Consider the following 26237-nt stretch of genomic DNA (forward strand, 5'->3'; position numbering starts at 1 on the left):
AAGCGTTGGGTAAGTATGGGGTTTGTCGCCGAAAACACCCGGAGTAAAGGGCTGCGCGGCATGTAGGCTTATTCCGATATTGAGGTGAGCGTCTTTAATGAGGTTGCTTATTTGCCGAAGGCTGTCTTACTCGCACCCATGAAAAAGCCCCGGCTCTTGCGAGCCGGGGCTTTCTGTTTACGGTCTTTACAGGGGAGTGCTTACAGCGTCGGGTAGTCGATGTAGCCGACCGGGCCTTTGCCGTAGAAGGTTTCCGGATTCGCCGGGTTCAACGGCGCATCGGCCTTCAGGCGGGCTGGCAGGTCCGGGTTGGCGATGAACGGCACGCCGAAGGCCACCGCATCGGCCTTGCCGCTGGACAGCCAGGCGTTGGCGCTGTCCCTGGTGAAGCGTTCGTTGGCGATGTAAGGGCCGCCGAACGCCGCCTTCAGTTGTGGACCGAGGCTGTCGCCGGCTTCTTTCTCGCGGGAGCAGATAAACGCGATACCGCGCTTGCCCAGCTCACGAGCGACGTAGGTGAAGGTTTCCGAGAGGTTTTCATCGCCCATGTCGTGGGAGTCGGCGCGTGGCGCCAGGTGCATGCCGACGCGGCCGGCGCCCCAGACTTCGACCACGGCGTCGGTCACTTCGAGCAGCAGGCGTGCGCGGTTTTCCAGGGAACCACCATAGTTGTCGGTGCGCTGGTTGGTGCCGCTTTGCAGGAACTGGTCGAGCAGGTAGCCGTTGGCACCGTGGATTTCCACGCCGTCGAAACCTGCGGCCTTGGCGTTTTCCGCACCGACCCGGTAGGCGTCGACGATATCGGCGATTTCAGCGGTTTCCAGGGCGCGTGGGGTCGGGTAGTCCGACAGTGGGCGCACCAGGCTGACATGGCCCTTGGGTTGGACGGCGCTTGGTGCGACCGGCAGTTCGCCGTTCAGGTACGAAGGATGGGATACCCGGCCCACGTGCCACAGTTGCAGGAAGATCCGCCCGCCAGCAGCGTGGATGGCCTTGGTCACGTTAGCCCAGCCACGCACTTGGTCGTTGGACCAGATACCCGGGGTATCCGGGTAGCCGACGCCCATTGGCGTCACGGAAGTGGCTTCGCTGATGATCAGGCCGGCGGAGGCGCGCTGTACGTAGTACTCGGCCATCAACGCGTTGGGCACACGACCTTCATCGGCGCGGCAGCGGGTCAGTGGGGCCATGATGATGCGGTTGGGCAGTTCCAGGTCGCCGAGTTTGATCGAATCGAAAATAGTTGCCATGTGTACAACCCTCATGATTATCGGTTAATTGCAGGATTCAGTGGGTAGCGGGTGCCAGCTCGTCGTTACCGCTCTGGCGAAAGGTAATCAGGGTGACCAGCAGCGCGAGGACCGCCAGTGCCGCGGCGGCCAGGGGCACGCTGGTGAGGCCGAAGCCGTGGGCGATGACGCTGCCGCCGACCCAGGCACCGAGGGCGTTGCCGAGGTTGAAGGCGCCGATGTTCAGGGTCGAGACCAGGTTGGGTGCGGCCTGGCCGTAGGTCACCACGTTGATCTGCAGGGCCGGTACGGCGGCGAAGCAGGCCGTTGCCCAGAGGAACAGGGTGATTTCGGCGGGGATCAGCACCAGGCTGCTCCAGGTCAGCACGGTGGCCAGCACGGCCATGGAGATGAACACGCCGATCAGGGTGGCGGCGAGGTTCTTGTCCGCCAGCTTGCCGCCGATGATGTTGCCGAGGGTCAGGCCCAGGCCCATCAGCACCAGGGTCCAGGTCACGCCCCGTGGTGAGACGCCGGTCACCTCGCCGAGCAGCGGCGCGATGTAGGTGAACAGGGCGAACACGGCGGCGGAGAACAGTGCGGTCATGCTCAGGGACAGCCAGAGTCCGGCGCCCTTCAGCGCGGCCAGTTCGGCGCGCATGTCGAGTTTTTCCTCGTCACGCTTGGCCGGCAGGTAGCGGATCAGGCCGATCAGCGCGATTACGCCGATCACCGTCACTGCCCAGAAGGTCGAGCGCCAGCCGGCCTGTTGGCCCAGTGCGGTGCCCAGGGGAACGCCGAGTACGTTGGCCAGGGTCAGGCCGGTGAACATCAGGGCCACGGCCGAGGCACGCTTGTCCGGGGCCACCAGATTGGCCGCAACCACCGAACCGATGCCGAAGAAGGCACCATGACACAGGGCGGTGACGATCCGGGCGAACATCAATACGTTGTAGTCACTGGCGACGGCGCACAGCAGGTTGCCGACGATAAAAATCCCCATCAGTGCGACCAGGGCGGCCTTGCGCGGCAGCCGGGCGGTGGCCATGGCCATGAACGGTGCGCCGATCGCGACGCCCAGGGCGTAGCCGGTCACCAGCCAGCCGGCACCGGGAATCGACACGCCGAGGTCCGCCGCGACATTGGGCAACAGGCCCATGATGACGAACTCCGTGGTGCCGATAGCGAAAGCGCTGAGGGCCAGGATGAGCAATGAAAGGGGCATCTTGTACGATCCTTGGTTAGAGCTCTTGGCTCATGATGCGGAGGAATTCCTGAATGGTTTCCTCGTTGCGTTTGAAGAAGTGCCACTGACCGACTTTCTGGCTGCTGATCAAGCCAGCACGTTGCAAGGTCGCCAGATGCGCGGACACGGTGGACTGCGACAGGCCGCAGCGTTGGTCGATCTGTCCGGCGCAGACACCGTGTGTGTGCCCGTGCTGCTGGTCGGGGAACTGGTTTTGCGGGTCTTTCAGCCAGGTGAGAATGTCTCGGCGTACTGGGTGTGCCAGCGCTTTTATTATTTCGTCGAGGTCAAGGGTCATGGTCGTTGCTCGGGGTGGATAAAACGTTATATCGCGATGGGGCGAAATATATATTGGTGTTTCGCGATATACCAATATGATTTTGATCTGATCTCCGTGTGATTCGCTATATCGGGTTATAACGATATGGGCCAGCGAGGTGCTAAGCTGTCGCTCATGAATTATCTCGCACACCTGCATCTGGGCGGCCAACGCCCGGAACAACTGCTCGGCAGCCTCTATGGCGATTTCGTCAAAGGTCGCGTGCAAGGGCAGTTCACCCCGTCGATCGAAGCGGCGATCCAGCTGCATCGGCATATCGATGTGTTTACCGATCGCCACCCCTTGGTGGGGCACGCCTTGTCGCGGTTTTCCCAGACGCGGCGGCGTTATGCCGGGATTGTCCTGGATGTGTTCTTCGATCACTGCCTGGCGCGGGACTGGGCGCTTTATGCCGAAGGCGAGTTGGACAGCTTTACCGCCCAGGTTTATCGCGTTCTGGAAGGCGAGCCGAACCTGCCGGGGCGCCTGGCCGAGATTGCGCCGTATATGGCGGCGGATGACTGGTTGGGGTCCTACCGCGATTTCGAGGTGCTGGGGCCGGTGTTGCGGGGGATTTCGCGGCGTTTGTCGCGGCCCGAGGAGCTGGCGCATGCGATGGATGAGCTGGAAGGGTTGTACGAGCCGTTGAGCGAGGACTTTCGGCTGTTCTATCCCGAGTTGCAGGCGTTTTCCCGGCAGGAATGCCATCCACTGTAGGAGCCGGCTTGCTGGCGATAGCGATTTTTCAGGCGACTGTGATGTCGACCATCAGATGGCTATCGCCGGCAAGCCGGCTCCTACAGGGTTATGCTGCGTTTTCAATATCTTGCAAAGAGGTGGTTTCGGCTTCGGCCTGACGTGGTGTTGAACGCTTCACCTCAGCCACTTCACCGAACAGCGCCATCTGCACCGCCTGCTGCGCCTGGAAGGCCAGCGCCGCACGTTCCTGGCCATTGCAGGCAATTGGTTCGAGTATCTGGATTTCCACATCGCCCTGATCATTGGAGAACAGGCGCATCAGGTGCGAGAGCAGATCGTCATCGCCAATGAACGGCGCCAGCCTGTCGGGCTTGCCATCGCGCAGATAACGAATGGCCACCGGTTGCAACGCGACATCCGCATCGATCGCCGCCGACAGCAGGCGACCGTGGAAGGTGCGCAGCGAACGACCATCGGTGGTGGTGCCTTCCGGAAACATCAGCAACGGGTGCTGCTGCTCCAGATGACGGGTCATCTGCTTGCGGATGAGTTGACTGTCACCCGAGCCTCGGCGGATAAACAGGCTGCCGGCTTTCGCGGCCAGCCACCCGGCCACCGGCCAGGTCCGGACTTCGGCTTTGGACAGAAAGGACATCGGGGCCAGGCCGCCGAGCAGGGCGATATCGGTCCACGACACATGGTTGCTGACCCACAACATCGGCTGGCTGGGCAGTTCGCCGCGTACGGTCACGCGAAAGGGCAGGGCATTGCTCAGGCGCGCCATGAAAAAGCGTGACCAGCGTTGCCGCCGCACCATGGAGTTGGCGATTTTCAGGCGTTCGAACACCCCGAACACACTGGCCATGCTCAGGCCCAGCGCCACCACCAGCAGCACCCGGGCAATCCGCGCGTACACCCGCAGGCGGCTCATCAGACGGCCGCCTTGAAGTGCCGTGCGTAGCGTGGGCACAACTCGTCGCGCTTGAGCAGGATAAACACGTCGGCCACCTGGAAGTCTTCGTCCCAGCACGGCTCGCCGCAGATCTTCGCGCCCAGGCGCATGTAGGCCTTGAGCAGCGGCGGCATTTCGGCGATGACGTTGCCGGGAATATCCAGCGACGGCAGCGGCTTTTTCGGTTCGGCGCGCAGGTGCTCGGTGCACAGGTAACGTTCGCGCAGGCGTTGCATGATGGCCTGGGCCTGGATGCCGCCGTCCTGCATCGAGATGCTGGCGCAGCCCATCAGGTAGCTGTAGCCGCCTTCGTTGAGGACTTCGGCCAGTTCGCCCCAGAGCACGGCGATGGTGCCGCCGTTACGGTAGGCCGGGTCGACGCAGGTACGCCCGATTTCCAGGATCGGCCCTTGCAGATGACCCAGGCCGTGCAGGCTGAATTCTTCTTCGCTGTAGTAGCGGCCCAGGGTGTTGGCGGCCTTGTGGTCGAGCAGGCGGGTGGTGGCCACCAGGCGGCCGGTGTTCAGGTCGCGCACGCCGATATGGGAGCAGTGCACATCATAATCATCCATGTCCAGGCCCAGTTCAGCGCCTTTGAGCTTGGCATTGAATTCGCCGCTGAAGACGTTGAAGCGCAAGGCCTGGGCTTCTTGCAATGCCGTGGCGCCCAGCAGGCGTTCGGCTTGCAGACGGCGTTCACTGCCGGTGTCGCTGATGCGGGCGATCTGGGTCATTACGAGTCTCCGGTTGCCGGCCAGGGGTGCGGCCAGTCGACTTTGTTGTGCAAAGTCAGGCTATTTAGCCCCGGTGTCATCGCCATGAAGCTTTGGTGATGCTTATATGACACGGCCTCGGGAGCGTTTCCGGGCCTGTGTTTCACCTCGCAGGGTCCGTGCACCCGAATTGTCATCAAACGGTCTTATGCTGGCGCCTGGCTATTTCTGCGAGCGGGCTCCATGTCCAAGGGTTCGACCTTTTTCTCTGCCTTGTTGTTGGCGTTAAGCGTCACTGCCCGTGCCGAGGTCTGGCCGGGCGAAGACTGGTCCCTGGGGCCGCAGGTGTCCGGTCCGGCGCTTGAAGCCCTGGAGTCCTACGCGTTTCCCCCGCGCGACGATAACTCGCGCAAAGGTGTCCGCACCGATGCGCTGCTGGTGATCCGCCACGGCGAGATCATCTATGAGCGTTATGCCGGTCCCACCCACGTCAATACCCCGCACCTCACCTGGTCCGTCAGCAAAAGTGTGATGGCCACCGTGCTGGGCGTGGCCTACGGCCAAGGCCTGTTCCAACTGCATGATTCGGCGGCGCGCTTCTACCGGCCCATGCGCGCGCATCCCAATGTGACCCTGGAACACTTGATGAACTGGTCCTCCGGTATCGACTGGCAGGAGGACTACGAATACGCGCCGTTGAAGTCGTCGGTGGTGGCGATGCTCTACACCCTGGGGCACACCGATATGGCCGGCTATACCGCCGCCCATGGCGAGTACCACCGGCCGGGGCAGTCCTTCCGTTATTCCAGCGGCGACAGCAATGTGCTGTCCGCCGCCTTGCGCCGGATTGTCGGGGCCAAGCGTTATCCGAACTATCCCTGGACCGCGCTGTTCGACCCGTTGGGTATTCGCAGCGCGGTCTGGGAGCGCGATGCCAGCGGCACCTTCGTCGCCTCGTCCTACGCTTATATGACGGCTCGGGATCTGGCGCGGATCGGTCTGCTGATGGAGCGCGAGGGACGCTGGGGAGAGCGGCAATTGCTGCCCAGGGCCTGGGTGAATTTCAACCTGCGGCCCTTCGCCGGCTACAAACCGGGACAGGATGAGGCCGTGGGTGGTGGCCAGTGGTGGCTCAATCGTTCGATCAAGGGCGCCGCCAAGCCTTGGCCAGATGCCCCGCCGGACACCTTCGCCGCCCTCGGGCACTGGGGCCAGGTGTTGTACGTGATTCCCAGTTCGGACCTGGTCATCGTGCGCTACGGCGATGACCGCGACGGCAGCTATCGACACAACGAGCTGCTCAAGCGGGCACTGGCCGCTTTCGCGCCGACGGTGACGCCATGAGTGCCTGGGGCGTTGTGCGTCGGCGTCCGCTGGTCAGCCTGCTGCTGATATTGCTGGTGGCCGTGGGCGCCTGGATCTGGCATGAGCGGCAGGCGTTGCGGGCCTTTCCCGGGATCATCAGCGCCTACACCGCCAAGGAGTACTGTTCCTGCCGTTATGTGATGAACAACCCGGCGGACTATTGCCTGGGCTATGTCAAACAATCGGTGTCGATCAGCGACTTCCAGGATGATCCCCAGCAGCATCGGGTCACTGCCCGGGGGCTGGGGCGTAGCAGCAGCGCCGTCTGGCTCGGTCCGCGCGAAGGTTGCCGGTTGGAGCCCTGATCCGTGGTTTGCCACCTCTATCCGGGGCGGGTAAGGTGGTGCCTACGTTCAATCAGGAGCTTGCATGCACCGGTCCCGCCTATTTCTGGCCCTGCTCGGGGTGCTCGCCCTGCCGGCCCAGGCCAACTGGTACCTGGACAATGAGTCCTCACGCCTGTCATTCATTACTACCCACAACGCCGATATTTCCGAAGTCCATCGCTTCCTGACCTTGCACGGCAAGATTGACCGCCAAGGCGTCGCCACACTGGAAGTGGAACTGGAGTCGGTCAGCACCGGTATTCCCCTGCGTGACGAGCGCTTGCGTCGCGATCTGTTCGAAATCAAGACCTGGCCCGAGGCGCAGGTTGTCGCGCAGATCAATGTCCAGCCCATCAGTGACCTGGCCCCTGGCGCGCAGTTGGAGTTGCGTCTGCCGCTGGTGGTGAAACTGCGTGGCAAGGAGCACAGCTACAACGCCGAGCTGCTGGCGACCCGCCTCGATGACCGACGCTTCCAGGTGGTGACTCTGGAACCGCTGGTGCTGCATGCCGAGGACTTCGACCTGCTGCCGGGGCTGGCGACACTACGCAAGGCCGCCGGTCTGTCGGCCATCAGTTTATCGGTACCGGTGGGCGCGGTACTGATTTTCGCAGCGCGCTGACATGGCCGGAGCGATCTTCCCTTGGCGCGCCGACAACGTGTTCGAGCTGCTCATCGATGGCCCGAGTTTTTTTCCTCGGATGTTTGAGGCGATTGCCCACGCCGAGCGCCAGGTGGAGCTGGAGCTTTACCTGGTGGAGGCCGGCGCCTGTGCCGAGGCCATGGTGCGAGTGCTGGCCGAGGCGGCTGAACGTGGCGTGCGGGTGCGCTGTCTATTCGATGATTACGGCAGCCTGGCCTTTACCCTGGGCCTGCGTCGACGCTTGATCGAGGCCGGGGTCGAGTTGCGCTTCTACAATCGCCTGAGCTGGCGCCGTTGGGTACGCAACCTTTACCGCGATCACCGCAAGCTCCTGCTGGTGGACCAGTCGGTGGCGGTGGTCGGCGGGACCGGCGTTACCGATGAGTTCTGGACGCCGGATGAAAACCGCTTCGAATGGCATGAAGTCATGGTGCGAATCAGCGGCCCCCTGGTGCTCGACTGGCAGTTGCTGTTCGACCGTCAGTGGCTGGCCAACCAGCAACGTGCCGCCTGGAGACCCCTGGCGCCCTTCGGCCTGCCACGCCTGCCCAAGGTTCCTCCGGCCGGGGAGGGCCTGGGCCGGGTAGCCTATGCCGACGCTCGCCAGCATCGGGATATCCTGCGTTCCCTGGTGCGCGGGCTGAACAGCGGCAAGCAGCGCATCTGGCTGGCGACGCCATATTTCCTGCCAACCTGGAAAGTCCGCCGTTCCCTGCGTCGGGCGGCCAGCCGGGGGATCGATGTGCGCCTGCTGTTGACCGGGCCGCGTACCGACCATCCGTCGGTGCGTTACGCTGGCCATCGGTATTACCCGCGCTTGCTCAAGGCCGGGGTGCAGATTTTCGAGTACCAGCCGTGTTTCCTGCATTTGAAAATGGTGCTGATCGATGACTGGGTCAGTATCGGTTCGTGCAATTTCGATCATTGGAACCTGCGTTTCAATCTGGAGGCCAATCTCGAAGCCCTCGATCCGTCGTTGACCCGGGCGGTGGAGAGCAGTTTCCTCAATGACTTCGCCCTCAGCCAGTCGGTCAGCCTGCAGGACTGGAAGGCGCGGCCGCTGTGGCAGCGCGCCAAGCAGCGGTTGTGGGGGTGGGTCGATCGGCTGGTCGTCAATGCGCTGAATAGACGGGGTTGATAGGCTCCGATCCAATTTTTCTCAGTTTTCTGGGCTGTGTCGTGGCATACGCTATTCTCTTGGTGTTGTCGGCGCTCGTCGGGTCAGAGCGTTTTACCAGCGGTACGAGTTGATAATCACGCGCTTATGTGGCGTGATGTTTATCGGCTTTGCCGTCAACGCGCAGGTCCATGCGTTGCTGGGGTTGATGCCGAACAAGGCTTGAATCTGCTGCAAGGGGAGGGCAGGAGGCCGGTATTTCCATGGATAGACGTTGACGCTTACTTTTTTTGGGCGATCTCTTTCTGATGGAATCCAAGACTGTCACACCGCTGGCCAGCTTTATCGACTTGCTGATGGACGCCGTGTGCGCGGTGGATGTTGAAGGGCGATTCGTCTTTGTCAGCGCCGCCTGCGAGCGGGTTTTTGGTTACACCCAGGACGAACTGATTGGCACGCCGATGATCGACCTGGTGCTTCCGGCCGACCGGGAGCGCACCTTGATGGCGGCCAGCGAAATCATGGGCGGCCAGCCCAAGCCATATTTTGAAAACCGCTACGTGCGCAAGGACGGCCAGGTGGTACACATCATGTGGTCGGCACGCTGGTCCGAAGTCGACCAGTTGCGCATCGCCGTGGCCCGGGACGTCACCGAGCGCAAACTGGCGGAGTCCCGGCAGGCGGCGCTCTACGCGATTTCCGAAGCCGCCCACGCTACGGAGGACCTGCTGGCGCTGTTCCAGCGGGTGCATCAGATCATCGGTGAATGGCTGCCGGCGGAAAACTTCGGCGTGGCGCTGTACGATCAGGCGCGTGACCAACTGAGTTTCCCCTACCTCATTGACGATCGGCGTGAGCCGCACAGTGTCGACGGTCATTGTGCCGAGGTCGTACGTAGCGGCCAGCCATTGTTGTTGAACATTGAAGGCGCGCCCTCCTGCCTGGGCGTACCGCTGAACTCCCAGAACGGCACCATTGGTGCGCTGCTGGTGAAAAGCAGCGGCGGCGAGCGCTATACCGAACATGATCAGGAACTGCTGCAATTCGTTTCGGCGCAGGTCGCGGCGGCTATCGAGCGCAAGCAATTGCATGCGCGACTGGAGTACATGGCGCGCTACGACCAACTGACTCACCTGCCCAACCGGGGTTTCCTGCAGGAACGCCTGAAGGCCGCCTTGGTTCGGGCTCAGCGAGAGGGTGGGCTACTGGCGTTGCTTTATGTCGATCTGGACAAATTCAAGCAGGTCAACGACAGCTTTGGGCATGCGGTGGGCGATCTGCTCCTGCAGGAAGTGGCTCGGCGTCTGCAACGATGTGTCCGGGATACCGACACCGTGGCGCGTATCGGTGGTGACGAGTTCGTTATTCTGCTGGAGTATTTGCAGCAACCGGAGCATGCGAACCGAGTGGCCGACAAGGTCCGCAGACTGCTGGGCGAGCCCGTGCAATGGGAGGATTGTGGTCTGATCGTCGTGGCCAGTATCGGGATTGCGCTGTATCCGGAAAATGGCCAAGAGGCGCAGCAACTGTTCAAGCATGCGGATGAGGCCATGTATGGGGTCAAGCGGGGGGTGGTGACGCACTGACAGAGGCGATTGTAGGTATTTGTATCTGTGCTTGTACAATATCGCTAAAGTTCGGTGGTTCCAGGCCGATGTCAGGGAGACATATTCCCTGAGTGAGTTTTGGTCATGGTTTCCATCAGCAGCGTTACCATCAATGCGCCTAATGCCGTCGCGTCCTCCTCGCTCGGTACTGCGAAGTCCACCGATACCGATACAGTCAGCAAGACCAAAATTGCGAAGCCCGCCAATACCGATCAAGACAGCAAGACCAAAGATGAAAGCTCATCCGGGGTCAAGGTCAACCTGTCCGGTGCCGGGATCAATGCGTCCAACGCTGCCCAGGCGGCCTCCTCGGAGCCGGATAACATCAAGCAACTGCGCAAGCAGATCGAGCTGTTGCAGAAGATGATCGCCCAGAAACAGGCCGAGCTGCAGCAGCTTCAGGCGAACCATAATATGAGTCCGGAGCAGAAGGCTGCGCAGGTCAACGCCCTGAATGGTGAGTTGTCGGCTCTGTACGGATCGCTGGCCGCTCTGAACGGTGCGTTGATTAAGGCGTTGAAGTTGCAGGGAGGGGGCGGCGCTAATTAATGGCTTGGTTCTGACCTCGAGAGTGCCGGGGGCTGTAGGTGTCTGCTCGAAAAATGATGGGGATTTTGATATCAAAAAAAATGAATTCAAATAGCAATATTATGAGTTTGTCAGCGGTGTCCGGTGTTGCCAAAATACGGGTCTGATTTCAAGAACGCTCTTTTTCGTGCCTCCCCCGGTACACAGGCTCATTACTATTAATGAGCCTTTTTATTGAACGTAAAAAATGATCAAGTCTATTTTGTCGAGTTTTTATCCGGCGCCACTCAATACAAGGCCTGGAGAATGGCTGCGCGCGTCTATGGGGGCGTGTGCAGGTGTTCTTGTTACGGCCTGGGTATGCCAATACTTTTATGGGCTGGAGCTGACGCTTCACCTTGTCGGCCCGGTAGGTGCCTCCGCTGTTTTATTGTTCGCTGTTTCTACGGGAGCGTTGGCTCAGCCCTGGTCGATAGTCGGCAGTTATTTTGTCGCGACGGTGGCGGCGCTGATAGCCGTGTCGCTACTCGGCCATTCTTTTTTAAGCGCCGGTGTCGCGGTGGGATTGGCCATTGGTGGTATGTGTATTCTTCGCTGCCTGCACCCTCCCGGTGGTGCCATGGCGCTCTGTGTGGTCCTGTCTCAAACCGATTTGGCACCCTTGGGGCTATCCGTTTTTTATCCCGTCATGCTCAATGCCGGAATGCTCCTGGGATGTGCATTGGTATTTAATAATCTGACAGGCGTGCGCTATCCCAAAGCCCATATCAACCCCGCCACGGAGATCAGCCAAGCGCAAAATATCTCTCCGTTCGAGAGGGCAAGTTTTAATAGTGATGACCTTGATGCTGCTTTGGCGGAGGTTGAGGGATTTGTTGACGTGACAAGAGAAGACCTGGAAAGAATCATTCGTTCCACTGAAATGCACGCTTCAAGACGACGTATGGGTGATATCCAGGCGTCCCGGATCGCGTCGAAGGAGGCTGTCAGGGAGCCCGGTCAGATCAGCGGATCCCAGCGTTGAGACCAGTCGTTGTCCCGAGTGACAATATCTTTCAATAGCCTTATCGCAAGCTGTAGTTCGGCTGATGATCGGCTACGAGAATAGACCAGGAAAGTCGGGTAGCTGAACTCCGGGGCGGAGCTGACGCGTTCAAGAATCCCGCTTTCAATATAGGACTGCACGACACGGGTTCTGAAGTAGCCTGATCCGCCGTTGTCGAGGATATATTGCAGCGCCACGGGGCCCAGGTTGAAGGACAGCGCCGCCTTGGCCTTTTCCGGTAATGCGGCATCATGGGATTGCCGAAAACCGTCGCCCCAATCGATGTAGACATAAGGGTCCGGTTTGGCGATCAAGCGGACCAGGATCAGTTTCTCTTCGAGAATCTTTTCGACCTGCAAATCAGGCCAATACGTCGGCTGATAAACCAGAGCGGCATCCAAAAGGCCCAGCTCCAGTTGCCGCAACAGCATTGACCCATCTCTTATCTCGGTCTTGATTGCATGGGTCGGTACGGCTTTCTGGATTTCGCGAACCCAGTCCAGGATCAGTGGGTTGCACAGGCTGACTTCACCGCCGATGTGCAAGATCTTGTGGAAGCCTTCGGGCAGGGGTAAATCCCTGACGGCGGCTTCCCAGGTTTGAACCAGCTGATTGGCATAAACAACGAAGGCTTCGCCGTCCGCCGTCAGTTTGGCGCCTGCTCTGTTGCGCACAAATAATTTGCTGTTGAGGCTGCTTTCCAATTTTTGCACGCGGGCGGTGATCGCTGTCTGGGTGACATGCAAGCGCTCCGCGGCGGCAATCAAGCTGCCGCATCTGACGATTTCCAGGAAAGTTTTAGCCAGCTCGATATCCATGCTTATGCGCCAGGAAATACGTTATGGAGCCATGCGAAGGCAGGCCTTGTAAAGCTCAGTCAGGGCGTGCTTTTTCAGCGCTACGGCCTGTGCTTGCCAGACCATGATGCACTCCGGATAACGGGTGTTCACTTCAGGCAATTCCGTTCTTGACCTGGGCTTCGAACCCACTCAGGACCGCCTTGCAGGCTGGGTGCGCGGCGCGGTTGTCGCATGGTGGCTATCTTCTTTCAGCCTTTTCCGATTTTCAGTCATCTTTCTAGGGTATGGCCTTTTGTTATTACTGGCGGCTCTCTAGAATTCGCCCGGCGCTCCGGCCATGGAGGCGCTATGCCATCAATTAAGGAAGTTGTCATGCAAATGGGAAAAATTCTGGGCTTGGCTCTGATGCTCGGGCTGAGTGGTTGCGCAAGCTTCACCAAGGACGAAGTCGCTCCGGTGAAACTGCCCTCGATGTCGAGCTATTCGAACAAGCCGAATGTCTATGTGGACTTCAAGTTCTACCAGGGCGTGCCAAAAAGCCCTTCAGCCGTTGAAGTTCCGCAAGCACGCGACATGCTCAAGCCTGAGTTGCAAAAAGTGCTGAACGATTCCGGGCTCTTTGGTCGGGTCACGCTGGATGAGTTCCAGAAGCAGCCTGGTGATTACAACTTGCACCTCAAGGTGTACAACCATCCAGCGGGTGGTGGTGCAATGGTCATGGGCTTTATCAGTGGTCTCAGCCTCATGATCATCCCGGCGATCGCCACCGATCAATACACCATGAGTCTCGAGGCGGTTGACCAACAAGGGGCAGCAATCAGCAATGGCAGTAACCATGACTCGATCAATACCTGGATGGGGATCTGGTTTGTGCCTTTGATGGGCAACACCCCAAAAGCGGCCATCAATGACACTTTCAGCCGCCAGGTCAATGCGCTGCTCAAGCAAATGGTCGAGAGCAATAGCCTGAAATACTCGGCACTCGACTCAGGCGTACCACGGGCCTGATAAACAAAGGGCCGCATAGCGGCCCTTTTTACTCTTACTTAAGGGCCTGGATGAATTGTGGGTCGCTGTACAAGGACTTCAGCAAATCACGGACCATCGGGTTGTAGGCATTAGCGGCGTTCGGAATCGCAATAGCTCCGATAAAACTGCTGTTCCACTCGTGGTTCACATCTTTGGTCGCGTCGTAGACCACCTCATTGCCCTTGAGCAGGGTAAAGCGGGCAGAGAGTTGGCCGGTACCGCTACTGGCTCCGGCCGTCAGCTCATTCTTGACCAGCAATACATTCAGGTGCCGCTCCGCTTGCGGATCCAGCAGGCCGGCTTTGCGCAGCTCTTCGTTGATGGCCTGTTGAATATGCAGGGGGATGCTGCCACTCGGCGAGCGGATCGAATTGGCCCGAACCGTCAGCGAGTCCTGGCCAGGGGCCGCCGTCACCTGGGCATTGCTGATCGATTGCAGCGGTGGGGTCTGCTTGAGCTGTTGGACGTTCTCGTAACTCGGCTCATAACGCGTCATGGTTACACCACAACCTTGCAGCAGCAGGGCGAGCAATGGGACCAACAGAAGGGACTTTTTCACGGCATATCCTTGCGTGAGTGACGGGAGGCCGGATTATCGTTAGATGGCCTATAGCTATCAACTGTGTTGCGGCTTTGATCTGAAAAAAGGAAGGAAAGGGGGGCTGTGTTCCTGATGCCAGTCAGTTAAGCGAATACGGGCTCTTGTAGGAGCAGCCGGTCGACGCTCGATTGCTCGCCATGGACGTTAACGATAACGCAGCGTTTGCTGGGTAAATGCGGCGCTCTCAGGTCCATCGCGAGCAAGCTCGCTCCTACAAAAAAACCTTAAATTGCGTACCTGTCAGTTTGTTACTGATGGCGATTCTTCTTCCAGCAACGAGTCCATCTGCCGTTGAGCCAGTTCGATCAAATGCACCACGCCCATTGCTACCTTGCGATGGGGGGCGGTGAGGTTGTTGGCGTTTTCGTAGGCCGTGGCGGCAGCGGAGTCCAGGATCGAACTGGCGTTGATCAGGGTTTCTTCGCGACTTTGAGATCCGCCGCGTTTTGCGGTGATGTTGGATCGTTCCGGTGGATTGTCTTGCGGCAGGTAGTGAGACAAGGCACGGTCGGCGGCTTTGGGATCGATGGTTTCTGCGTTGAGTGAACGCGGCGGGTTGGGTGTGACTTTGTACATGACAGTAACTCCTAACGCATCAATGGGAGCTACCAGCTTTCGCGACTAAACGAATGGAGTGGCAGCTGTACGCAGGTTAGTCGACCGGAGCGTTAGGAACCCGGCGCACCCGAGGGTGCCCTGCGCACAGCCACCATAAAACACAGGCGTAAAAAAACACCTGGTGGAAGGTGGCGCATGGGCCTAACGACTGCCTGGGCGACTAAACCCGGTCACTGATTTGGCAGTGACGAATCGAAGACTAGCCACTGGTATCGGCAGGCGCAAGCGGGTTGGATTTTCTAGGAAATTTCAGTCAATGGAAAGAGAGTTGTCCTGCTGGCTCGGCAAAATCACTCAGGACGCTGTCTCCGTTTCGGGAGGCGCCTTTCTTTGTGCTGTTTTATGTCTACTCTCAAGAACGGTCACTTTGCCATCATTCTCGTCAATGGATCTGAACAGGTCAGAGGTCGTTCATGGAATTTTTTGAAAAGCTCGCCAGTCTCGCCGCCAAAGTGCGTCTTCAAAGCGCTGCTATTCAGACGGAAGAGGCGACCAAAAACGCCTTCGTCATGCCCTTTATCAATACTGTTCTAGGCTACGATGTTTTTGATCCGCAGGAGGTGACACCAGAATTTGTCTGCGATGTGGGGACGAAGAAAGGTGAAAAGATTGATTACGCTATCATGAAGGACGGTGAGGTCCAGATTCTGATTGAGTGCAAAAAAATTGGCGAGTCACTCAATCTCAACCACGCCTCTCAATTATTTCGCTATTTTCATGTCACCAGTGCTCGGATTTCGATCCTGACCAACGGCCAAGTCTATAAATTTTTCACTGACCTTGATGCCCCTAACAAGATGGACGAGAAGCCTTTTCTGGAGCTCGACTTACTGGACATCGACGAGTACTCGGTACCAGAGCTGACCAAGTTGACGAAATCAGCTTTCGATGTGGATTCGATCATCAATGCCGCAGGAGAGCTGAAGTATGTCAGTCAGATCAAGAAGGTTATCGCCTCTCAAGTCAGCAAGCCCGATGACGATTTTGTCAAAGTCTTTGCAAGTCGAGTTTACGATGGAGTCATAACCCAAAAGGTACGCGAGCAGTTTTATGAGTTGACCAGAAAGGCGTTAGCGCAGTTTCTCAATGACCAAATCAATGATCGTCTCAAGTCCGCAATGAGCGGTGCGCTTCAACCGACGGTCAGTTCGCTTCCTGTTGCTACGGAGGGCGTAAGCAGCACAGTTGATGATGTCGACTCGGAAGCTAAAGTTCTGACGACATTGGAGGAACTGGAGGGGTATCACATTGTTCGTGCCATGGTGCGTTCTGTCGTTGATGCGAAACGTATCGTGCAACGGGACACCCAGAGCTACTTCGGTATCCTGCTGGATGATAACAATCGTAAGCCGATTTGCCGTCTGCATTTTAATCGTTCACAGAAATATATAGGGATTTTTGACGAAGAAAAGAACGAGACACGGCACCCGATCAACTCGGTGGACGATATTTATGAGTACTCGGACCGCTTGAAGAAAACGGTAGGATATTATATGTGACGGTATTGCTCTGCTGGTTCGGCATAATCATTTACTAACGTCTGACGACAAGATTCGGGGGGCTCCCAGAATCTTGCGCGTCATGCAACATCCGCGAGCAAGCACTCATAAGGAATCCGCAAACCGTCATGCAAGCGCTTGATCATCGACAGACTGAGTTTGCGTTTGCGATTCAATACTTCGGAGACGCGCCCGCTTGATCCGAGGAAGGGCTCTAGATCGCGAGGGGTCAGGCCCTGCTGATCCATGCGAAATTTAATCGCTTCAATCGGGTCGGAAGGTGGCATTGGATAATGCTCGTCTTCGTATTTTTCGATGAGCAACGCAAGAATTTCCAGCTCATCCCCTTCAGGCGAACCGATTTCTGCGCCCCACAACTGCTCCATACGAGCAAAGGCGGCGCTCAGGTCTTCTTGGTTGTGAATGGGTTTAATATTCATTACACGGTCTCCGCGTCGATCTGGTCATACTGGGCGTGGGTGCCAACAAATCGTATGAAGCCAAGCTGTCTCTGATAATCGATTGCCAGAATCACTCGATATTTGTTGCCGCCAATGTTGAATACCACCCTGCCACCTTTGAGGATGCTGGCCGTTCTCAGCTCCGCCTTGACCTCTTGCGGCGTGCGATAGACGGCTTTTTCCATATGTCGGTACCACTCAACCAGCGGCGTCTCGGAATCGGCATAAGCAGGGCTGCTTTCCCAGAATATCCGCAAGGTACCTCTTGCTATCACCCGCACCTACATGATCCTCCCATTTTGGGAGATATTAGACTTTGCTGTCGAGAGATGCAATCCCTGGGTGTGCGGTCCCGGACAGGTAGCGGGCGATGACAAGGCGACCTGTCTGTGAAAGAGGCGTCTTTGTCATTTCTGGGAGAGTTGTTATTTTGGACGCTCAGCTGCGATTACGCCCATAAAAAAACCGGCCAACAGGGCCGGTTTTCTTTTGTCTTCGTCGCGCTGTTCAGCAACGTCAGACTGGATTTGATTGGAGCGGGTAGAGGGAATCGAACCCTCAACTAAAGCTTGGGAAGCTTTCGTTTTGCCACTAAACTATACCCGCTTCGGACGGCTGACTTTGTACCAGATGTTGCCGGGGATTTGAAGTTTTTCTTTGAAAATCTGTGTTTTAACGAGCACATCGGGTCGGCATGGCGCACGCAAGCGCCAAGACCCGGCAGCAAGGCCGAGCGTGGTTTCTATCGGGGCGGGGCTTGCCTGCGAGAAGTCTGATGGCCTATTTGGCCTCTTCGCGGACAAGCCGGGCTCCTACAAGGGATTGGCGTCCATCACGGGATTTGCATTCGGTCGCGGGAACTGCGCATACCCGCGACACTGCTCGTTCACATGGCCCGCGCATGGTGTTCCTGAACATGTCGGTAGTACCGCGATCGGCTTTCCTGGTGCGTTGGCTTGAGGAACTCCAGCAGCGCATGACGGCTGTCGCGGCAGGCGGACTTGTGCTCCATGTCGAGGAAATGCCCGGTGCTGCGAATCGTGGTGAAGTGGCTGTGGCGCACATGCTGGCCGAACTGCAACGCATCGTCAGGCGAGGTGTACTCGTCCCATTCGCCATTCATGAACAGCACCGGCACCTCGATCTGTTTCGCCGCCTTCAGGTAGCACAAGCGGTCACTGTTGAGCACATGGCCGATATGGAAGTGCATCTGCTCATATTCATGCTCGGCCAGACTGCTGACGTGCCGGTAGTTGTAGCGTTTGAACAGTGACGGCAAGTGCTTGCCGATGGTGTTGTTGACCAGATGCCCCATGCGGTCGCGATCGCAGGCGCCCAGGTAGTCGACGCCACGCTCCAGATACTCACGCATCGGCTCGTTGATCACTGGCGAGAAAGAACTGATCACCGCCTTTTCGATTCGCCGCGGCCGGTGCGCCAAGGCCACCAGGGTCGCCGCGCTGCCCCAGGAAAAAGACATCACATGCTCGGCCGCGAAGTGGTCGATCAGTTCCAGGAGGATCTGCCCTTCGACTTCCTTGGTGAGCATTTTCTCGTGACGGTTGTGGGCCTTGGACCTGCCCGCGTAGGGCTGGTCGTAGCACACGATGTTGTAGTGTGGGTGCAGGTTCTTCACTGTCTGTGCAAACGACGCAGTGGTGGCCATCGAGCCGTTGACCAGGATGATGGTCTTTTCTGCGGCGTCTGCGCGATAGAACTCCGTGTAAACCCGATACTGCCCCTGTATATCCAACACAGCGATTTCTGGCCTCATGTCAAAAGACTCCTGGCTAGCGGGTATGCGCGCAACGAACTGTGCACGGGCTATATGACAGGTAGGCATTCGCCTGGAATGTTGCAGGCCCATGTCGGTCCGTTGAAGTCTGGCCGACGGGTGTTGTTATAGGCGGGCAATCTGCCGGAGAGCGAGAGCCGGTGGGCCTCGCAGCCGACAAAGAGTTTCTTGGAATGATGGTGTGACTTGCCAGTCATATTTTGTCTGACGGTCTGATTCAAGCAGGCACAGGGCGATTGCGCAAGGAACGATTTGTCATAACTTCGTGACTTCTGCCCAGCGGTCGTCGTCGCGCTCTCAGATCTGCTCGATTTCTTCGCTGCGCAGCACGCGATACTGCCCTGGGGCCAGTTGCTCATCCAGCATCAGGGGCCCCATGGCTTCTCGGTGCAGACGCAGGACCTTGTTGTCGAAGTGGCCGAACATGCGCTTGACCTGGTGATAACGGCCTTCGACGATGCTCAGGCGGGCGCTGCGCGGGCCGAGCAATTCCAGGGTGGCAGGCTGGGTGGTGAGGTCCTCGAAGGCGAAGTACAGGCCGCGGGCGAAGGTCTCGGCGTATTCGGCACCGATGACCTGCTCGGTCTCCACGTAGTAGACCTTGGGCAGCTTGGTCCCCGGCTGGGTCAGCCGGCGCGACCACTGGCCGTCGTTGGTCAGGATCATCAACCCGGTGGTGTTGAAGTCCAGGCGGCCGGCGATATGCAGTTCAGCCGCATCGGGCTCGTCGATCAGGTCGAGGACGGTGCGGTGCTCCGGGTCCGTGGTGGCGCTGACGCAGCCCTGGGGTTTGTGCAACATGAAGTAGCGCGCTGGGCGGCCTTCCTGCAGCACCTCGTCGTCGACTTCGACCTGGCTGAACTCGCTCACTTCATGATGGGGATCGGCGACGATCAGGCCATCGACCCTGGCCCGCTTCTGCACCAGCAACAGGCGTACCTGTTGGCGGTTGAAACGGGGCAGGTTGCTGAGGAAACGGTCAAGGCGCATGGCGGGTCGGTCATGGAGAAGCGGGCGGGCATTTTACGTCATGGCGCAGGTCGTGGGGGTGTCTTCAGTTGCTCGTCGACTTGCGCGCAACGCGGACACAGACAGGCGGCGTTGCGCAGTTCGTCGGGCAGCGCCTCGAGTATCGCCGGGTCGATGCTGACGCTGTAGCACCAGCAGGGCCGATCGGCGGTACGCGGGTCGGCCAGGGCGCAGTCGTTGCGAGCACCGCAGGCCGGGCAGAGGCCGGGGTCATTCATGGGCGGCGTTCGGCAGGTCGCTGCAGACGCGGTTGCGCCCGCTCTGTTTGGCCCGGTACAGCGCATGATCGGCCCGGGCCAGCAGGCTGTGCAGGGTGTCGTCGGGTTGCAGCGAAGTCAGGCCGATGCTGACGGTCAATTGCAGGCTCTGGCCGTTGTAGTTGTAACGCTGTTGTTCAATATTCTGGCGGATTTTCTCGGCGATCAACTGGGCGTTGGCACTGTCGGTGTCCTTGAGCAGGGCAATGAATTCCTCACCACCCCAGCGGCAAATGATGTCCGACTGGCGCAGGCCGCTCTCCAGGTCGCGGGCGAATCCGCTCAGCACGACATCGCCAGCAAGGTGGCCGTGGCTATCGTTGAGTTGCTTGAAGTGATCGAGGTCCAGCAACAGCGCGATCAACGGCTTGGGTTCACGCTGGGCCTCGTGCAGGGCCTGGCCCGCCAGCAGATCGAAACCCCGGCGGTTGGGCAGGCCGGTGAGGCTGTCGAGTGTCGCCAGGGCCTGGATCTTGCGCTGGTAGCGATGGATCACGCGGTTGAGCAGGGCCAGCACGATCAGGGTCACCACCAGGCAGATCAGCAGGTTCAGGTACAACGACTGGCGAATTTCGCCCAGGGCGCTGTTTTCACGCTTGTCGACGAACAGGTACCAGTTCAGTTCCGGAATGAAGCGCACATTGAGGAAGTGCCCCTGGCCGTCCGGCGTGGCGTATTCGTAGCTGCCATCGTGGGGCTTGGGCAATTTGGCCAACAGGCCTTTCATGCTTTCCAGGTCGTTCAGTGACTGTCCGGCCCGGGCGCCTTCGGGGCCGCCGTCGCTGCCGGTCAGCACCAGGCGGCCGAAGGTATCGACGAAGTACACGCTGCGCTGGTAGTGCTGCTGGTACTTGTCGATCAGCTTGATCACCGCATCCACCGTGAGGCCGACACCGGCCGCACCGAGAAAGTGCTCGTCGTAGTCGAAGACCTTGTAGTTGATGAAGAACGTCAGGCTGTCATGGTTGGCCATGTCCAGGTCGACGTTGATCTCGTAGGGTTCCTTCATGTCCCGCACACGGAAGTACCAGAGGTCGCGGGGCTCGTCGACGCGGATTTTCTTCAGCACGCCCTTGGCCTGGTAGTAGGTCAGGCTGCTGTTGGAGACGAAGAAGGCGGTGTAGGCGCCGTAGTGGGTCATGACCTCATTGAGGTAGCGGGTCATCTGTTCCGGGTCGCGCTCGCCGGCCACCACCCAGTCGCGCATAAAAGTGTCGCGGGCCATCATCGAGGAAATCAGGATCGGCCGGACCAGGTCTTTCTGGATTTCCGAGTAGACGGTGTCTGAGGTCAGGGGCAGTTCGGTGTTGACGATGCCGCTGCGGATCGAGGCCCGCGAGGCGTAGTAGCTGAGCAGGGAGGTAGCAAGGAAACCGCAGCCCAGCAGGGCGATCAGTGTCAGGACCAGTGAGCGTTGCGAGTAGAGCACTGAGCGAAGCGGCATGACGATTCCGTAGGCGGGTTCCCGATGGACGCATTCTAGTGGCGCGGATAAAAAATGCCTGCACATTTTGCAGGGAGTTCGGGCGTTGCTACCACGGCTTGCTGAATGCTTCCGTATAGGCGGTGGCGGTCTACGCTCATGTGCGACCAACACGAACGAGGACTGCATCATGGGGTTTGCTTTAACACGGGCCTTGTCAGGCTGTTTGATGTTGCTGTGCCTGGGGTCGGCGCTGGCAGCGACGGCACCGGCGGATGAAGCTCCGGCGGCCAAGGCGCTGTTGGAAAAGGCCGTGGCTTATTACCGCGACCAGGGCGACAAGGCATTCGCGGCGTTCAGTCGCCAGGGCGAGTTCGTCGATCAGGACCGCTATGTGTTTGTGGTCGACACCCGAGGGGTGATGCTGGCCAGCGGCGGGCCGTCTTCAGCGTTGATCGGACGCGACGTATCCGAGGCCCTGGGCCTGGATTTGCGCAAGGCATTCAAGGACACGCTCAAAACCCCGGAAGGTAGCGGCATTCACGAGGCCGAGTATCGCTGGCAGAACTGGAATGATGGCAAGGTCGAGCGCAAGCGGGTGTTTTTCCAGCGGGTCGGTGAGCGCATTCTCGCGGTCGGTTATTACCTGCCCCGAGCCTCGCCGCAGCAGGCCGAAGCCTTGCTGGCCAGGGCAGCGACCGATCTGGGCAAGGACAAGCAGGCCACGCTCGAGTCGATCAATGCACTGGGCTTCCTGGAGGACGACCTGTATGTCTTCGTGGTGGACCTGAAAACCCATCGTTACCTGGCCCACGGGACCAACCTGCGACTGGTCAATACCGACTTCAGCAAGATCCGGGACCCGGACGGCAAGCCGGTGGGCGAACCGATCCTGGCGCTGATGGGCAAGCAGGAACGTGGCGAGTACGCCTATCGCTGGAAGAACCCGGTGACCGGCAAGATCGAGGACAAGCATGCCTACCTGAGAAGGGTCGGGCAGTACCTGGTGGCGGTCGGGTATTACAGTCCTTGACGACCCCACCAGGGCTCACTTCGATCAGTGGGCCTTGTCGTCCCGCCCGCGGAGTACCTTGTTCGGCATCGCCAGCGCTGCCGCCAGCCCCAGCAGGGCGATGGCGGCGCTGATCATCAACAGATGCCGGAAGGTCAGCAGCAACTCCCCACGCAGGGCATCACGGGCCGGACCTTCGGCGCTGTTCAGGCCTTCGAGCAGGGCATTGCCCGAAGCGCCTTCGGCGACCACCGAAGCACCGGCCAGGTGGGTCAGGCTGGAGTTCTGCAACAGCGCCAGCAGCAACGCCGACATCAGCGCCACGCCCATCGCCCCGCCCAGGGAGCGGAACAGGTTGGTGGTGCTGGTGGCAACACCGATATCGCGCTGTTCCACGGAGTTCTGCGTGCCCACCAGCGAGGTCGGGAACTGCAGGCCGCCGGCGATCCCGCTCAGCAACATGAACAGGCTGCTGAGCAGCACCGCCTGGGGCGGAGTCAGCGCCATGCCGAGAATGGTCAGGGGCATCAGCGCCGCACCGGTCAGGATCATCGGTTTGTAGTAGCCGGTCACCGAGGTCCTCCGTCCGGCAAAGTAGGCGCCCATGGGCAACCCCATCGCCAGCGGCAGCAGGTGCAGGGCCGCGCTGTCGGCGCCAGCACCGGTCACGCTCTGGAAGCGCAGGGGCATCAGCACCGTGAGCGAGATCGCCTGGAAACTGGTGAAGAATATCGTGCACCAGCACAACAGGGCGTTGCGATTGAGGAACAGGTGCATCGGCAGCAAGGGTTCGGCCGTGCGCCGTTCATGCAGGACAAACAGCACCAGGGCGACCAGCGCGGTGATCAACAGGCCCAGCACCCGGCTATCGTCCCAACGGTGGCCCTGGCCGATTTCGGTGATGCCCAGCAGCAGGGCGGTCAGACCGATGATCATCAGCACGGTGCCGAGATAATCGATAACCGGTTTGCGCTGCGGTATCGGCAGGCCGATCAGGGTGCGATGGGCCACCAGCCAGGCCCCCAGGCCCAGCGGCAGGTTGATCAGGAAGACCCAGCGCCACGACAGGTATTCGGTCATGTAGCCGCCGAGTACTGGCCCGGCCACGCTGGCCACCGCGTACATGCTGCTGAAATAACCCTGGTAACGCCCGCGTTCGCGGGGCGGGATAATGTCACCGATGATCGCCTGGCTGACCGAAATCATGCCACCGGCACCGATGCCCTGGATGATCCGCGCCAGCACCAGTTGCTCCATGTTCTGGGCCATGCCGCAGAACAGCGAGGCGAGGGTGAACAGGCCCATGCCGAACAGCATCAGCCGGCGTCGTCCGTAAAGGTCGCCGAGCTTGCCGTAGATCGGCACGGCCACGGTCATGGCCACCATATAGCCGGAGATGACCCAGGCCAGCAGGCCGACGTCCTTGAATTGAGCGGAGATGGCGGGGATCGAGACGGCGACAATGGTCTGGTCCAGCGCACCGAGGAAAATCGCCAGCATCAAGGCGATCAGGATACTGCGAATCGCCGGCTTCGTTTGGCCGGGCTGGCTGAGATTGGTCACGGTAGAACCTGCAAGCAGTGGTTGACCCGCTCACCAGGCAAGTGTGCGGGGATGCTTGTCAGTGTACTCGATAGCCTGCTATTCGATAGCCTCATAAGTAAGGCTCAGGTCATTATCGCAGTGCACTCAGGCTGGCCGTGTGCGGCACGCAGTAATCCATATGGCAACTGAAGACCACCCGTGGCGCTTGCCGAAGCTGCTCAACTCGCCAGGCTGCGGTGGCGTAGAGCGCCAGCACGGCGGTAATTGCAAACACCATGGCGCACTTTCTTGTTTTTAGAATATTCATGCTCTTGACCTCTGACTTTGCCGAACTCAGTTCGCTAGAAGGCACTGGTTCAAGCCTAGGTCAGTTGTCGTGAGTTGCCAGTGGCCTGCGCCGTATCGTTGGCGCGCCATTCAGCCGATGGATCGGCCGGTCCTCATAGACCCTCATCCCAGAGCGGCACTTCGGGAAAACGCTCCACCAGGAAATCGAGCATGCTGCGCAACGTGGTCGGCATGTGTTTGCGCGAGGCGTAGACCGCATACATGTTCATCGACATGGGTTCCGCCCCGGGCAGCAGGCGCACCAGTTCGCCACGTTTGATATAGGCCCCGGCCTGGTAGGTGGGCAGCATCGAAATCCCGGCCCCGGCCATCACCGCCTGCATCAGGGTGCCGGCCTCGTTGGCGCTGATATTGCCCTGCACCGGCACGGAAACCTGTTCGCCGTCCTGCTCGAAATGCCAGAGGCTCTTGCCGAAGTAGGAGTGGGTCAGGCAATTGTGCCGGCTCAGGTCTTCCACCCTTTGCGGCGCCGGATGTTCGAGCAGGTAGGCGGGGGAGGCACAGATCACCGAGCGACACACGGTCAGCCGCCGGGCGATCAGGTTCGGGTCCAGTTCGTTGCTGACCCGGATCGCCAGGTCGATGCGCTCGTCTACCAGGTTGACGGTGCGGTCGAGCATCTGCAGGTCGACGCTGACGCCCGGGTAGCGCTTGACGTACTCGGCCATGGCCGCGGCCAGTTGTGACAGGCCGAAGGAGGTACTCACACTGATCCGCAACAGCCCCCGCGGCGCCTCGTCCGGTGCGCTGACGGCGGCCTGCAGGTCCGTCGACAACTCCAGCATCTGGCGGCAACGCGGCAGGGTTTCGTTGCCGGCGGCGGTCAGGCTCAGCTTGCGGGTGGTGCGATGCATCAGCCGGGCGCCGACCCAGTCCTCGAGTTCCGCGAGATAACGCGACACCACCGGCCGCGACAGGTCCAGATGATCGGCCGCCGCCGACTGGCTGCCCAGGTCGACCACCGTGACGAAGACTCGCATTGCCGTAAGACGATCCATGATTTGACCACTTTCAGAAACAAACTATGTTCCAGCATCGCATTTTTTGTATCGGTTCGGGCAACTAAGCTCTGTTCATCGCCATCACGGCCCACAGATTTCGGAGTTGCACATGATCGGATTGTCTTTGTTTCGTCGTCTCTTGCTCGCCACCGCGACCCTGGGTTTTGTCGCCCATGCGGCGGCGGCCCAGCCGGCCCTGAGCCTGGATGTCTACAATCCCGGGACTGCGGCGATTTTTCCGGTGAGTTCGGTGCTGGTCAGCGGTGAGAAAGAGGCCATCCTGGTGGATGCCCAATTCGGCAAATCCCAGGCTGAACAACTGGTGGAAAAAATCCGCGCCAGCGGCAAGCAACTGACCACCATCTACATCAGCCATGGCGACCCGGACTACTACTTCGGCCTGGACACTCTGACCCAGGCGTTCCCCAAGGCCAAGGTGCTGGCATCGGCGCCGACCGTGGCGCATATCAAGGCCACCGTCGACGGCAAGCTGGCGTTCTGGGGACCGAAAATGGGCGCCGATGTGCCGGCACACACCGTGGTGCCGCAGGTGCTCAAGGGTGATCACCTGATGCTGGAAGGGCGTGAGCTGAAGGTTGTCGGCCTGAACGGCCAGCAACCGGATCGTACCTTTGTCTGGATTCCGTCGATCAAGGCGGTGGTGGGCGGTGTTGTGGTCGCGGAAAACATCCATGTGTGGATGGCCGATACCCAGACCCCGCAGTCCCATCAGGCCTGGCTGGCGACGTTGCAACAGATTCAGGCGTTGAAACCCAAGACCCTGGTGCCGGGTCACTTCCTGGGCGACAGCTCGCGTTCCCTCGCGGCGGTGCAATTCACTGCCGACTACATCAAGGCTTTCGACGAGGAGACGGCCAAGGCCAAGGACTCCGCGCAACTGATCGTGGCCATGAAGCAGCGTTACCCCAACCTGGGCGAAGAGTCCTCCCTGGAGCTCAGCGCCAAGGTCGCCAAGGGCGAGATGAAGTGGTGAGTGTGCTCACCTGCTGATGGCAAGTATTTGTAGACC

29 protein-coding genes, 1 tRNA gene and 1 pseudogene are annotated in these 26237 nt (G+C 59.5%); 13 read left to right on the plus strand and 18 right to left on the minus strand.

Annotated elements, in window-relative coordinates:
• Positions 1-200: 200 nt before the first annotated feature.
• Genes HX866_RS02675 through HX866_RS02685 form a run of 3 tightly spaced genes read right to left on the minus strand, consistent with a single transcriptional unit; the run spans position 201 to position 2773 of the window.
• On the minus strand, positions 201-1250 hold the full coding sequence (locus HX866_RS02675) for an alkene reductase (protein ID WP_177092849.1): 1050 nt from the start codon (positions 1248-1250) through the stop codon (positions 201-203).
• Between the two features lie 37 nt (positions 1251-1287).
• Positions 1288-2454 carry an MFS transporter gene (locus tag HX866_RS02680; RefSeq protein WP_177092848.1) on the minus strand — a complete coding sequence of 389 codons (1167 nt, stop codon included), beginning with the start codon at positions 2452-2454 and terminating at the stop codon, positions 1288-1290.
• A 16-nt stretch (positions 2455-2470) separates the two neighbouring features.
• Positions 2471-2773 carry an ArsR/SmtB family transcription factor gene (locus tag HX866_RS02685; protein WP_177092847.1) on the minus strand — a complete coding sequence of 101 codons (303 nt, stop codon included), beginning with the start codon at positions 2771-2773 and terminating at the stop codon, positions 2471-2473.
• A 156-nt stretch (positions 2774-2929) separates the two neighbouring features.
• On the opposite strand from HX866_RS02685, the gene HX866_RS02690 reads away from it, so the two are divergent.
• On the plus strand, positions 2930-3511 hold the full coding sequence (locus HX866_RS02690; RefSeq protein WP_177092846.1) for an acyl carrier protein phosphodiesterase: 582 nt from the start codon (positions 2930-2932) through the stop codon (positions 3509-3511).
• 88 nt (positions 3512-3599) lie between these two features.
• Here HX866_RS02690 and HX866_RS02695 read toward each other — a convergent pair whose 3' ends face one another.
• Together HX866_RS02695 and olsB are read right to left on the minus strand one after the other, a co-directional pair.
• The gene (locus tag HX866_RS02695; RefSeq protein ID WP_177137920.1) at positions 3600-4424 is read right to left on the minus strand and encodes a lysophospholipid acyltransferase family protein; all 825 of its coding nucleotides are present in this window, start codon (positions 4422-4424) and stop codon (positions 3600-3602) included.
• Complete coding sequence (gene olsB / locus HX866_RS02700) at positions 4424-5179, minus strand: L-ornithine N(alpha)-acyltransferase (RefSeq protein ID WP_177092844.1); 756 nt, start codon at positions 5177-5179, stop codon at positions 4424-4426. Before olsB ends, HX866_RS02695 begins: the two co-directional genes overlap by 1 nt.
• 222 nt (positions 5180-5401) lie before the next feature.
• Here olsB and HX866_RS02705 point away from each other — a divergent pair, with 222 nt between their 5' ends.
• The 8 genes and pseudogenes from HX866_RS02705 (at position 5402) to HX866_RS02740 (ending at position 11768) form a co-directional block, all read left to right on the plus strand.
• Positions 5402-6502, plus strand: a complete 1101-nt coding sequence (locus HX866_RS02705) for a serine hydrolase domain-containing protein (protein ID WP_177137922.1) — start codon at positions 5402-5404, stop codon at positions 6500-6502.
• Positions 6499-6828: an amidase gene (locus tag HX866_RS02710; RefSeq protein ID WP_177137924.1), complete on the plus strand. Its 330-nt coding sequence runs from the start codon at positions 6499-6501 to the stop codon at positions 6826-6828. Before HX866_RS02705 ends, HX866_RS02710 begins: the two co-directional genes overlap by 4 nt.
• A 64-nt stretch (positions 6829-6892) precedes the next feature.
• On the plus strand, positions 6893-7471 hold the full coding sequence (locus HX866_RS02715; RefSeq protein ID WP_177099728.1) for a YceI family protein: 579 nt from the start codon (positions 6893-6895) through the stop codon (positions 7469-7471).
• A gap of 1 nt (position 7472) precedes the next feature.
• Positions 7473-8630 (plus strand): phospholipase D-like domain-containing protein, encoded by a 1158-nt coding sequence (locus tag HX866_RS02720; protein ID WP_177092840.1) that lies wholly within the window; start codon positions 7473-7475, stop codon positions 8628-8630.
• A 14-nt stretch (positions 8631-8644) separates the two neighbouring features.
• Positions 8645-8835: pseudogene (locus HX866_RS02725) on the plus strand (LysE family translocator); the annotation flags it as partial.
• An 82-nt stretch (positions 8836-8917) separates the two neighbouring features.
• On the plus strand, positions 8918-10195 hold the full coding sequence (locus tag HX866_RS02730; protein ID WP_177092839.1) for a GGDEF domain-containing protein: 1278 nt from the start codon (positions 8918-8920) through the stop codon (positions 10193-10195).
• 105 nt (positions 10196-10300) lie between these two features.
• Positions 10301-10765 (plus strand): hypothetical protein, encoded by a 465-nt coding sequence (locus tag HX866_RS02735; protein ID WP_177137926.1) that lies wholly within the window; start codon positions 10301-10303, stop codon positions 10763-10765.
• Positions 10766-10991: 226 nt separating this feature from the next.
• Positions 10992-11768: an HPP family protein gene (locus HX866_RS02740; RefSeq protein ID WP_177137929.1), complete on the plus strand. Its 777-nt coding sequence runs from the start codon at positions 10992-10994 to the stop codon at positions 11766-11768.
• On the opposite strand, the gene HX866_RS02745 is transcribed toward HX866_RS02740, so the two are convergent.
• Positions 11744-12607, minus strand: a complete 864-nt coding sequence (locus HX866_RS02745) for a LysR family transcriptional regulator (protein WP_177137930.1) — start codon at positions 12605-12607, stop codon at positions 11744-11746. The genes HX866_RS02740 and HX866_RS02745 overlap by 25 nt on opposite strands.
• Before the next feature lie 354 nt (positions 12608-12961).
• On the opposite strand from HX866_RS02745, the gene HX866_RS02750 reads away from it, so the two are divergent.
• The gene (locus HX866_RS02750) at positions 12962-13597 is read left to right on the plus strand and encodes a hypothetical protein (RefSeq protein WP_177100525.1); all 636 of its coding nucleotides are present in this window, start codon (positions 12962-12964) and stop codon (positions 13595-13597) included.
• 34 nt (positions 13598-13631) lie between these two features.
• Here the strand turns inward: HX866_RS02750 and HX866_RS02755 are convergent, their stop codons facing one another.
• A complete protein-coding gene (locus HX866_RS02755) occupies positions 13632-14177 on the minus strand; it encodes a hypothetical protein (RefSeq protein ID WP_177137933.1) in 546 nt (181 codons plus the stop codon).
• 282 nt (positions 14178-14459) lie between these two features.
• The gene (locus tag HX866_RS02760; protein WP_177099740.1) at positions 14460-14795 is read right to left on the minus strand and encodes a DUF6124 family protein; all 336 of its coding nucleotides are present in this window, start codon (positions 14793-14795) and stop codon (positions 14460-14462) included.
• A 455-nt stretch (positions 14796-15250) separates the two neighbouring features.
• Here HX866_RS02760 and HX866_RS02765 point away from each other — a divergent pair, with 455 nt between their 5' ends.
• The gene (locus HX866_RS02765; RefSeq protein ID WP_177099742.1) at positions 15251-16336 is read left to right on the plus strand and encodes a type I restriction endonuclease; all 1086 of its coding nucleotides are present in this window, start codon (positions 15251-15253) and stop codon (positions 16334-16336) included.
• Positions 16337-16416: 80 nt separating this feature from the next.
• Here the strand turns inward: HX866_RS02765 and HX866_RS02770 are convergent, their stop codons facing one another.
• The 7 genes from HX866_RS02770 to HX866_RS02800 all read right to left on the minus strand — a co-directional run bounded on the left by HX866_RS02770 (position 16417) and on the right by HX866_RS02800 (position 21322).
• Positions 16417-16776, minus strand: coding sequence for a helix-turn-helix domain-containing protein (locus HX866_RS02770; protein WP_177099744.1), 360 nt, complete (start codon positions 16774-16776; stop codon positions 16417-16419).
• Positions 16776-17078, minus strand: a complete 303-nt coding sequence (locus tag HX866_RS02775; RefSeq protein WP_177099746.1) for a type II toxin-antitoxin system HigB family toxin — start codon at positions 17076-17078, stop codon at positions 16776-16778. The genes HX866_RS02770 and HX866_RS02775 overlap by 1 nt, the downstream gene beginning before the upstream one ends.
• Before the next feature lie 251 nt (positions 17079-17329).
• Positions 17330-17403: transfer RNA gene (locus HX866_RS02780), tRNA-Gly, on the minus strand.
• 280 nt (positions 17404-17683) lie between these two features.
• Positions 17684-18571, minus strand: coding sequence for an alpha/beta fold hydrolase (locus HX866_RS02785; RefSeq protein ID WP_177092835.1), 888 nt, complete (start codon positions 18569-18571; stop codon positions 17684-17686).
• A 318-nt stretch (positions 18572-18889) separates the two neighbouring features.
• A complete protein-coding gene (locus HX866_RS02790) occupies positions 18890-19582 on the minus strand; it encodes a pseudouridine synthase (protein ID WP_177137935.1) in 693 nt (230 codons plus the stop codon).
• 38 nt (positions 19583-19620) lie between these two features.
• On the minus strand, positions 19621-19839 hold the full coding sequence (locus tag HX866_RS02795) for a cysteine-rich CWC family protein (RefSeq protein ID WP_177092833.1): 219 nt from the start codon (positions 19837-19839) through the stop codon (positions 19621-19623).
• Positions 19832-21322: a sensor domain-containing diguanylate cyclase gene (locus HX866_RS02800; protein ID WP_177092832.1), complete on the minus strand. Its 1491-nt coding sequence runs from the start codon at positions 21320-21322 to the stop codon at positions 19832-19834. The genes HX866_RS02795 and HX866_RS02800 overlap by 8 nt, the downstream gene beginning before the upstream one ends.
• Before the next feature lie 169 nt (positions 21323-21491).
• On the opposite strand from HX866_RS02800, the gene HX866_RS02805 reads away from it, so the two are divergent.
• Positions 21492-22334 carry a cache domain-containing protein gene (locus tag HX866_RS02805; protein WP_177092831.1) on the plus strand — a complete coding sequence of 281 codons (843 nt, stop codon included), beginning with the start codon at positions 21492-21494 and terminating at the stop codon, positions 22332-22334.
• Between the two features lie 24 nt (positions 22335-22358).
• Here the strand turns inward: HX866_RS02805 and HX866_RS02810 are convergent, their stop codons facing one another.
• The 3 genes from HX866_RS02810 to HX866_RS02820 form a co-directional block, all read right to left on the minus strand.
• Positions 22359-23876, minus strand: coding sequence for an MDR family MFS transporter (locus tag HX866_RS02810; RefSeq protein WP_177137937.1), 1518 nt, complete (start codon positions 23874-23876; stop codon positions 22359-22361).
• A 112-nt stretch (positions 23877-23988) separates the two neighbouring features.
• A complete protein-coding gene (locus tag HX866_RS02815) occupies positions 23989-24135 on the minus strand; it encodes a hypothetical protein (RefSeq protein ID WP_177099521.1) in 147 nt (48 codons plus the stop codon).
• A gap of 163 nt (positions 24136-24298) precedes the next feature.
• On the minus strand, positions 24299-25204 hold the full coding sequence (locus HX866_RS02820) for a LysR family transcriptional regulator (RefSeq protein ID WP_177092828.1): 906 nt from the start codon (positions 25202-25204) through the stop codon (positions 24299-24301).
• A 112-nt stretch (positions 25205-25316) separates the two neighbouring features.
• Between HX866_RS02820 and HX866_RS02825 the strand changes: the two genes are divergently transcribed.
• Complete coding sequence (locus HX866_RS02825; RefSeq protein ID WP_177137939.1) at positions 25317-26201, plus strand: MBL fold metallo-hydrolase; 885 nt, start codon at positions 25317-25319, stop codon at positions 26199-26201.
• The last annotated feature ends 36 nt before the right edge of the window (positions 26202-26237 follow it).

The sequence above is a fragment of the Pseudomonas gingeri genome, assembly GCF_013386165.1.
In the GTDB taxonomy this organism is placed as follows: domain Bacteria; phylum Pseudomonadota; class Gammaproteobacteria; order Pseudomonadales; family Pseudomonadaceae; genus Aquipseudomonas; species Aquipseudomonas gingeri_C.

Bases quoted from the DNA above. Each gene is read 5' to 3' on its own strand.
- HX866_RS02745 (WP_177137930.1), bottom strand. From the start codon at position 12,607: ATGGATATCGAGCTGGCTAAAACTTTCCTGGAAATCGTCAGATGCGGC.
- HX866_RS02765 (WP_177099742.1), top strand. From the start codon at position 15,251: ATGGAATTTTTTGAAAAGCTCGCCAGTCTCGCCGCCAAAGTGCGTCTT.
- HX866_RS02800 (WP_177092832.1), bottom strand. From the start codon at position 21,322: ATGCCGCTTCGCTCAGTGCTCTACTCGCAACGCTCACTGGTCCTGACA.
- HX866_RS02760 (WP_177099740.1), bottom strand. From the start codon at position 14,795: ATGTACAAAGTCACACCCAACCCGCCGCGTTCACTCAACGCAGAAACC.
- HX866_RS02730 (WP_177092839.1), top strand. From the start codon at position 8,918: ATGGAATCCAAGACTGTCACACCGCTGGCCAGCTTTATCGACTTGCTG.
- HX866_RS02790 (WP_177137935.1), bottom strand. From the start codon at position 19,582: ATGCGCCTTGACCGTTTCCTCAGCAACCTGCCCCGTTTCAACCGCCAA.
- HX866_RS02715 (WP_177099728.1), top strand. From the start codon at position 6,893: ATGCACCGGTCCCGCCTATTTCTGGCCCTGCTCGGGGTGCTCGCCCTG.
- HX866_RS02675 (WP_177092849.1), bottom strand. From the start codon at position 1,250: ATGGCAACTATTTTCGATTCGATCAAACTCGGCGACCTGGAACTGCCC.
- HX866_RS02735 (WP_177137926.1), top strand. From the start codon at position 10,301: ATGGTTTCCATCAGCAGCGTTACCATCAATGCGCCTAATGCCGTCGCG.
- HX866_RS02795 (WP_177092833.1), bottom strand. From the start codon at position 19,839: ATGAATGACCCCGGCCTCTGCCCGGCCTGCGGTGCTCGCAACGACTGC.
- HX866_RS02805 (WP_177092831.1), top strand. From the start codon at position 21,492: ATGGGGTTTGCTTTAACACGGGCCTTGTCAGGCTGTTTGATGTTGCTG.
- HX866_RS02720 (WP_177092840.1), top strand. From the start codon at position 7,473: ATGGCCGGAGCGATCTTCCCTTGGCGCGCCGACAACGTGTTCGAGCTG.
- HX866_RS02705 (WP_177137922.1), top strand. From the start codon at position 5,402: ATGTCCAAGGGTTCGACCTTTTTCTCTGCCTTGTTGTTGGCGTTAAGC.
- HX866_RS02710 (WP_177137924.1), top strand. From the start codon at position 6,499: ATGAGTGCCTGGGGCGTTGTGCGTCGGCGTCCGCTGGTCAGCCTGCTG.
- HX866_RS02750 (WP_177100525.1), top strand. From the start codon at position 12,962: ATGCAAATGGGAAAAATTCTGGGCTTGGCTCTGATGCTCGGGCTGAGT.
- HX866_RS02685 (WP_177092847.1), bottom strand. From the start codon at position 2,773: ATGACCCTTGACCTCGACGAAATAATAAAAGCGCTGGCACACCCAGTA.
- HX866_RS02815 (WP_177099521.1), bottom strand. From the start codon at position 24,135: ATGGTGTTTGCAATTACCGCCGTGCTGGCGCTCTACGCCACCGCAGCC.
- HX866_RS02740 (WP_177137929.1), top strand. From the start codon at position 10,992: ATGATCAAGTCTATTTTGTCGAGTTTTTATCCGGCGCCACTCAATACA.
- olsB (WP_177092844.1), bottom strand. From the start codon at position 5,179: ATGACCCAGATCGCCCGCATCAGCGACACCGGCAGTGAACGCCGTCTG.
- HX866_RS02695 (WP_177137920.1), bottom strand. From the start codon at position 4,424: ATGAGCCGCCTGCGGGTGTACGCGCGGATTGCCCGGGTGCTGCTGGTG.
- HX866_RS02825 (WP_177137939.1), top strand. From the start codon at position 25,317: ATGATCGGATTGTCTTTGTTTCGTCGTCTCTTGCTCGCCACCGCGACC.
- HX866_RS02680 (WP_177092848.1), bottom strand. From the start codon at position 2,454: ATGCCCCTTTCATTGCTCATCCTGGCCCTCAGCGCTTTCGCTATCGGC.
- HX866_RS02770 (WP_177099744.1), bottom strand. From the start codon at position 16,776: ATGAATATTAAACCCATTCACAACCAAGAAGACCTGAGCGCCGCCTTT.
- HX866_RS02690 (WP_177092846.1), top strand. From the start codon at position 2,930: ATGAATTATCTCGCACACCTGCATCTGGGCGGCCAACGCCCGGAACAA.
- HX866_RS02785 (WP_177092835.1), bottom strand. From the start codon at position 18,571: ATGAGGCCAGAAATCGCTGTGTTGGATATACAGGGGCAGTATCGGGTT.
- HX866_RS02820 (WP_177092828.1), bottom strand. From the start codon at position 25,204: ATGGATCGTCTTACGGCAATGCGAGTCTTCGTCACGGTGGTCGACCTG.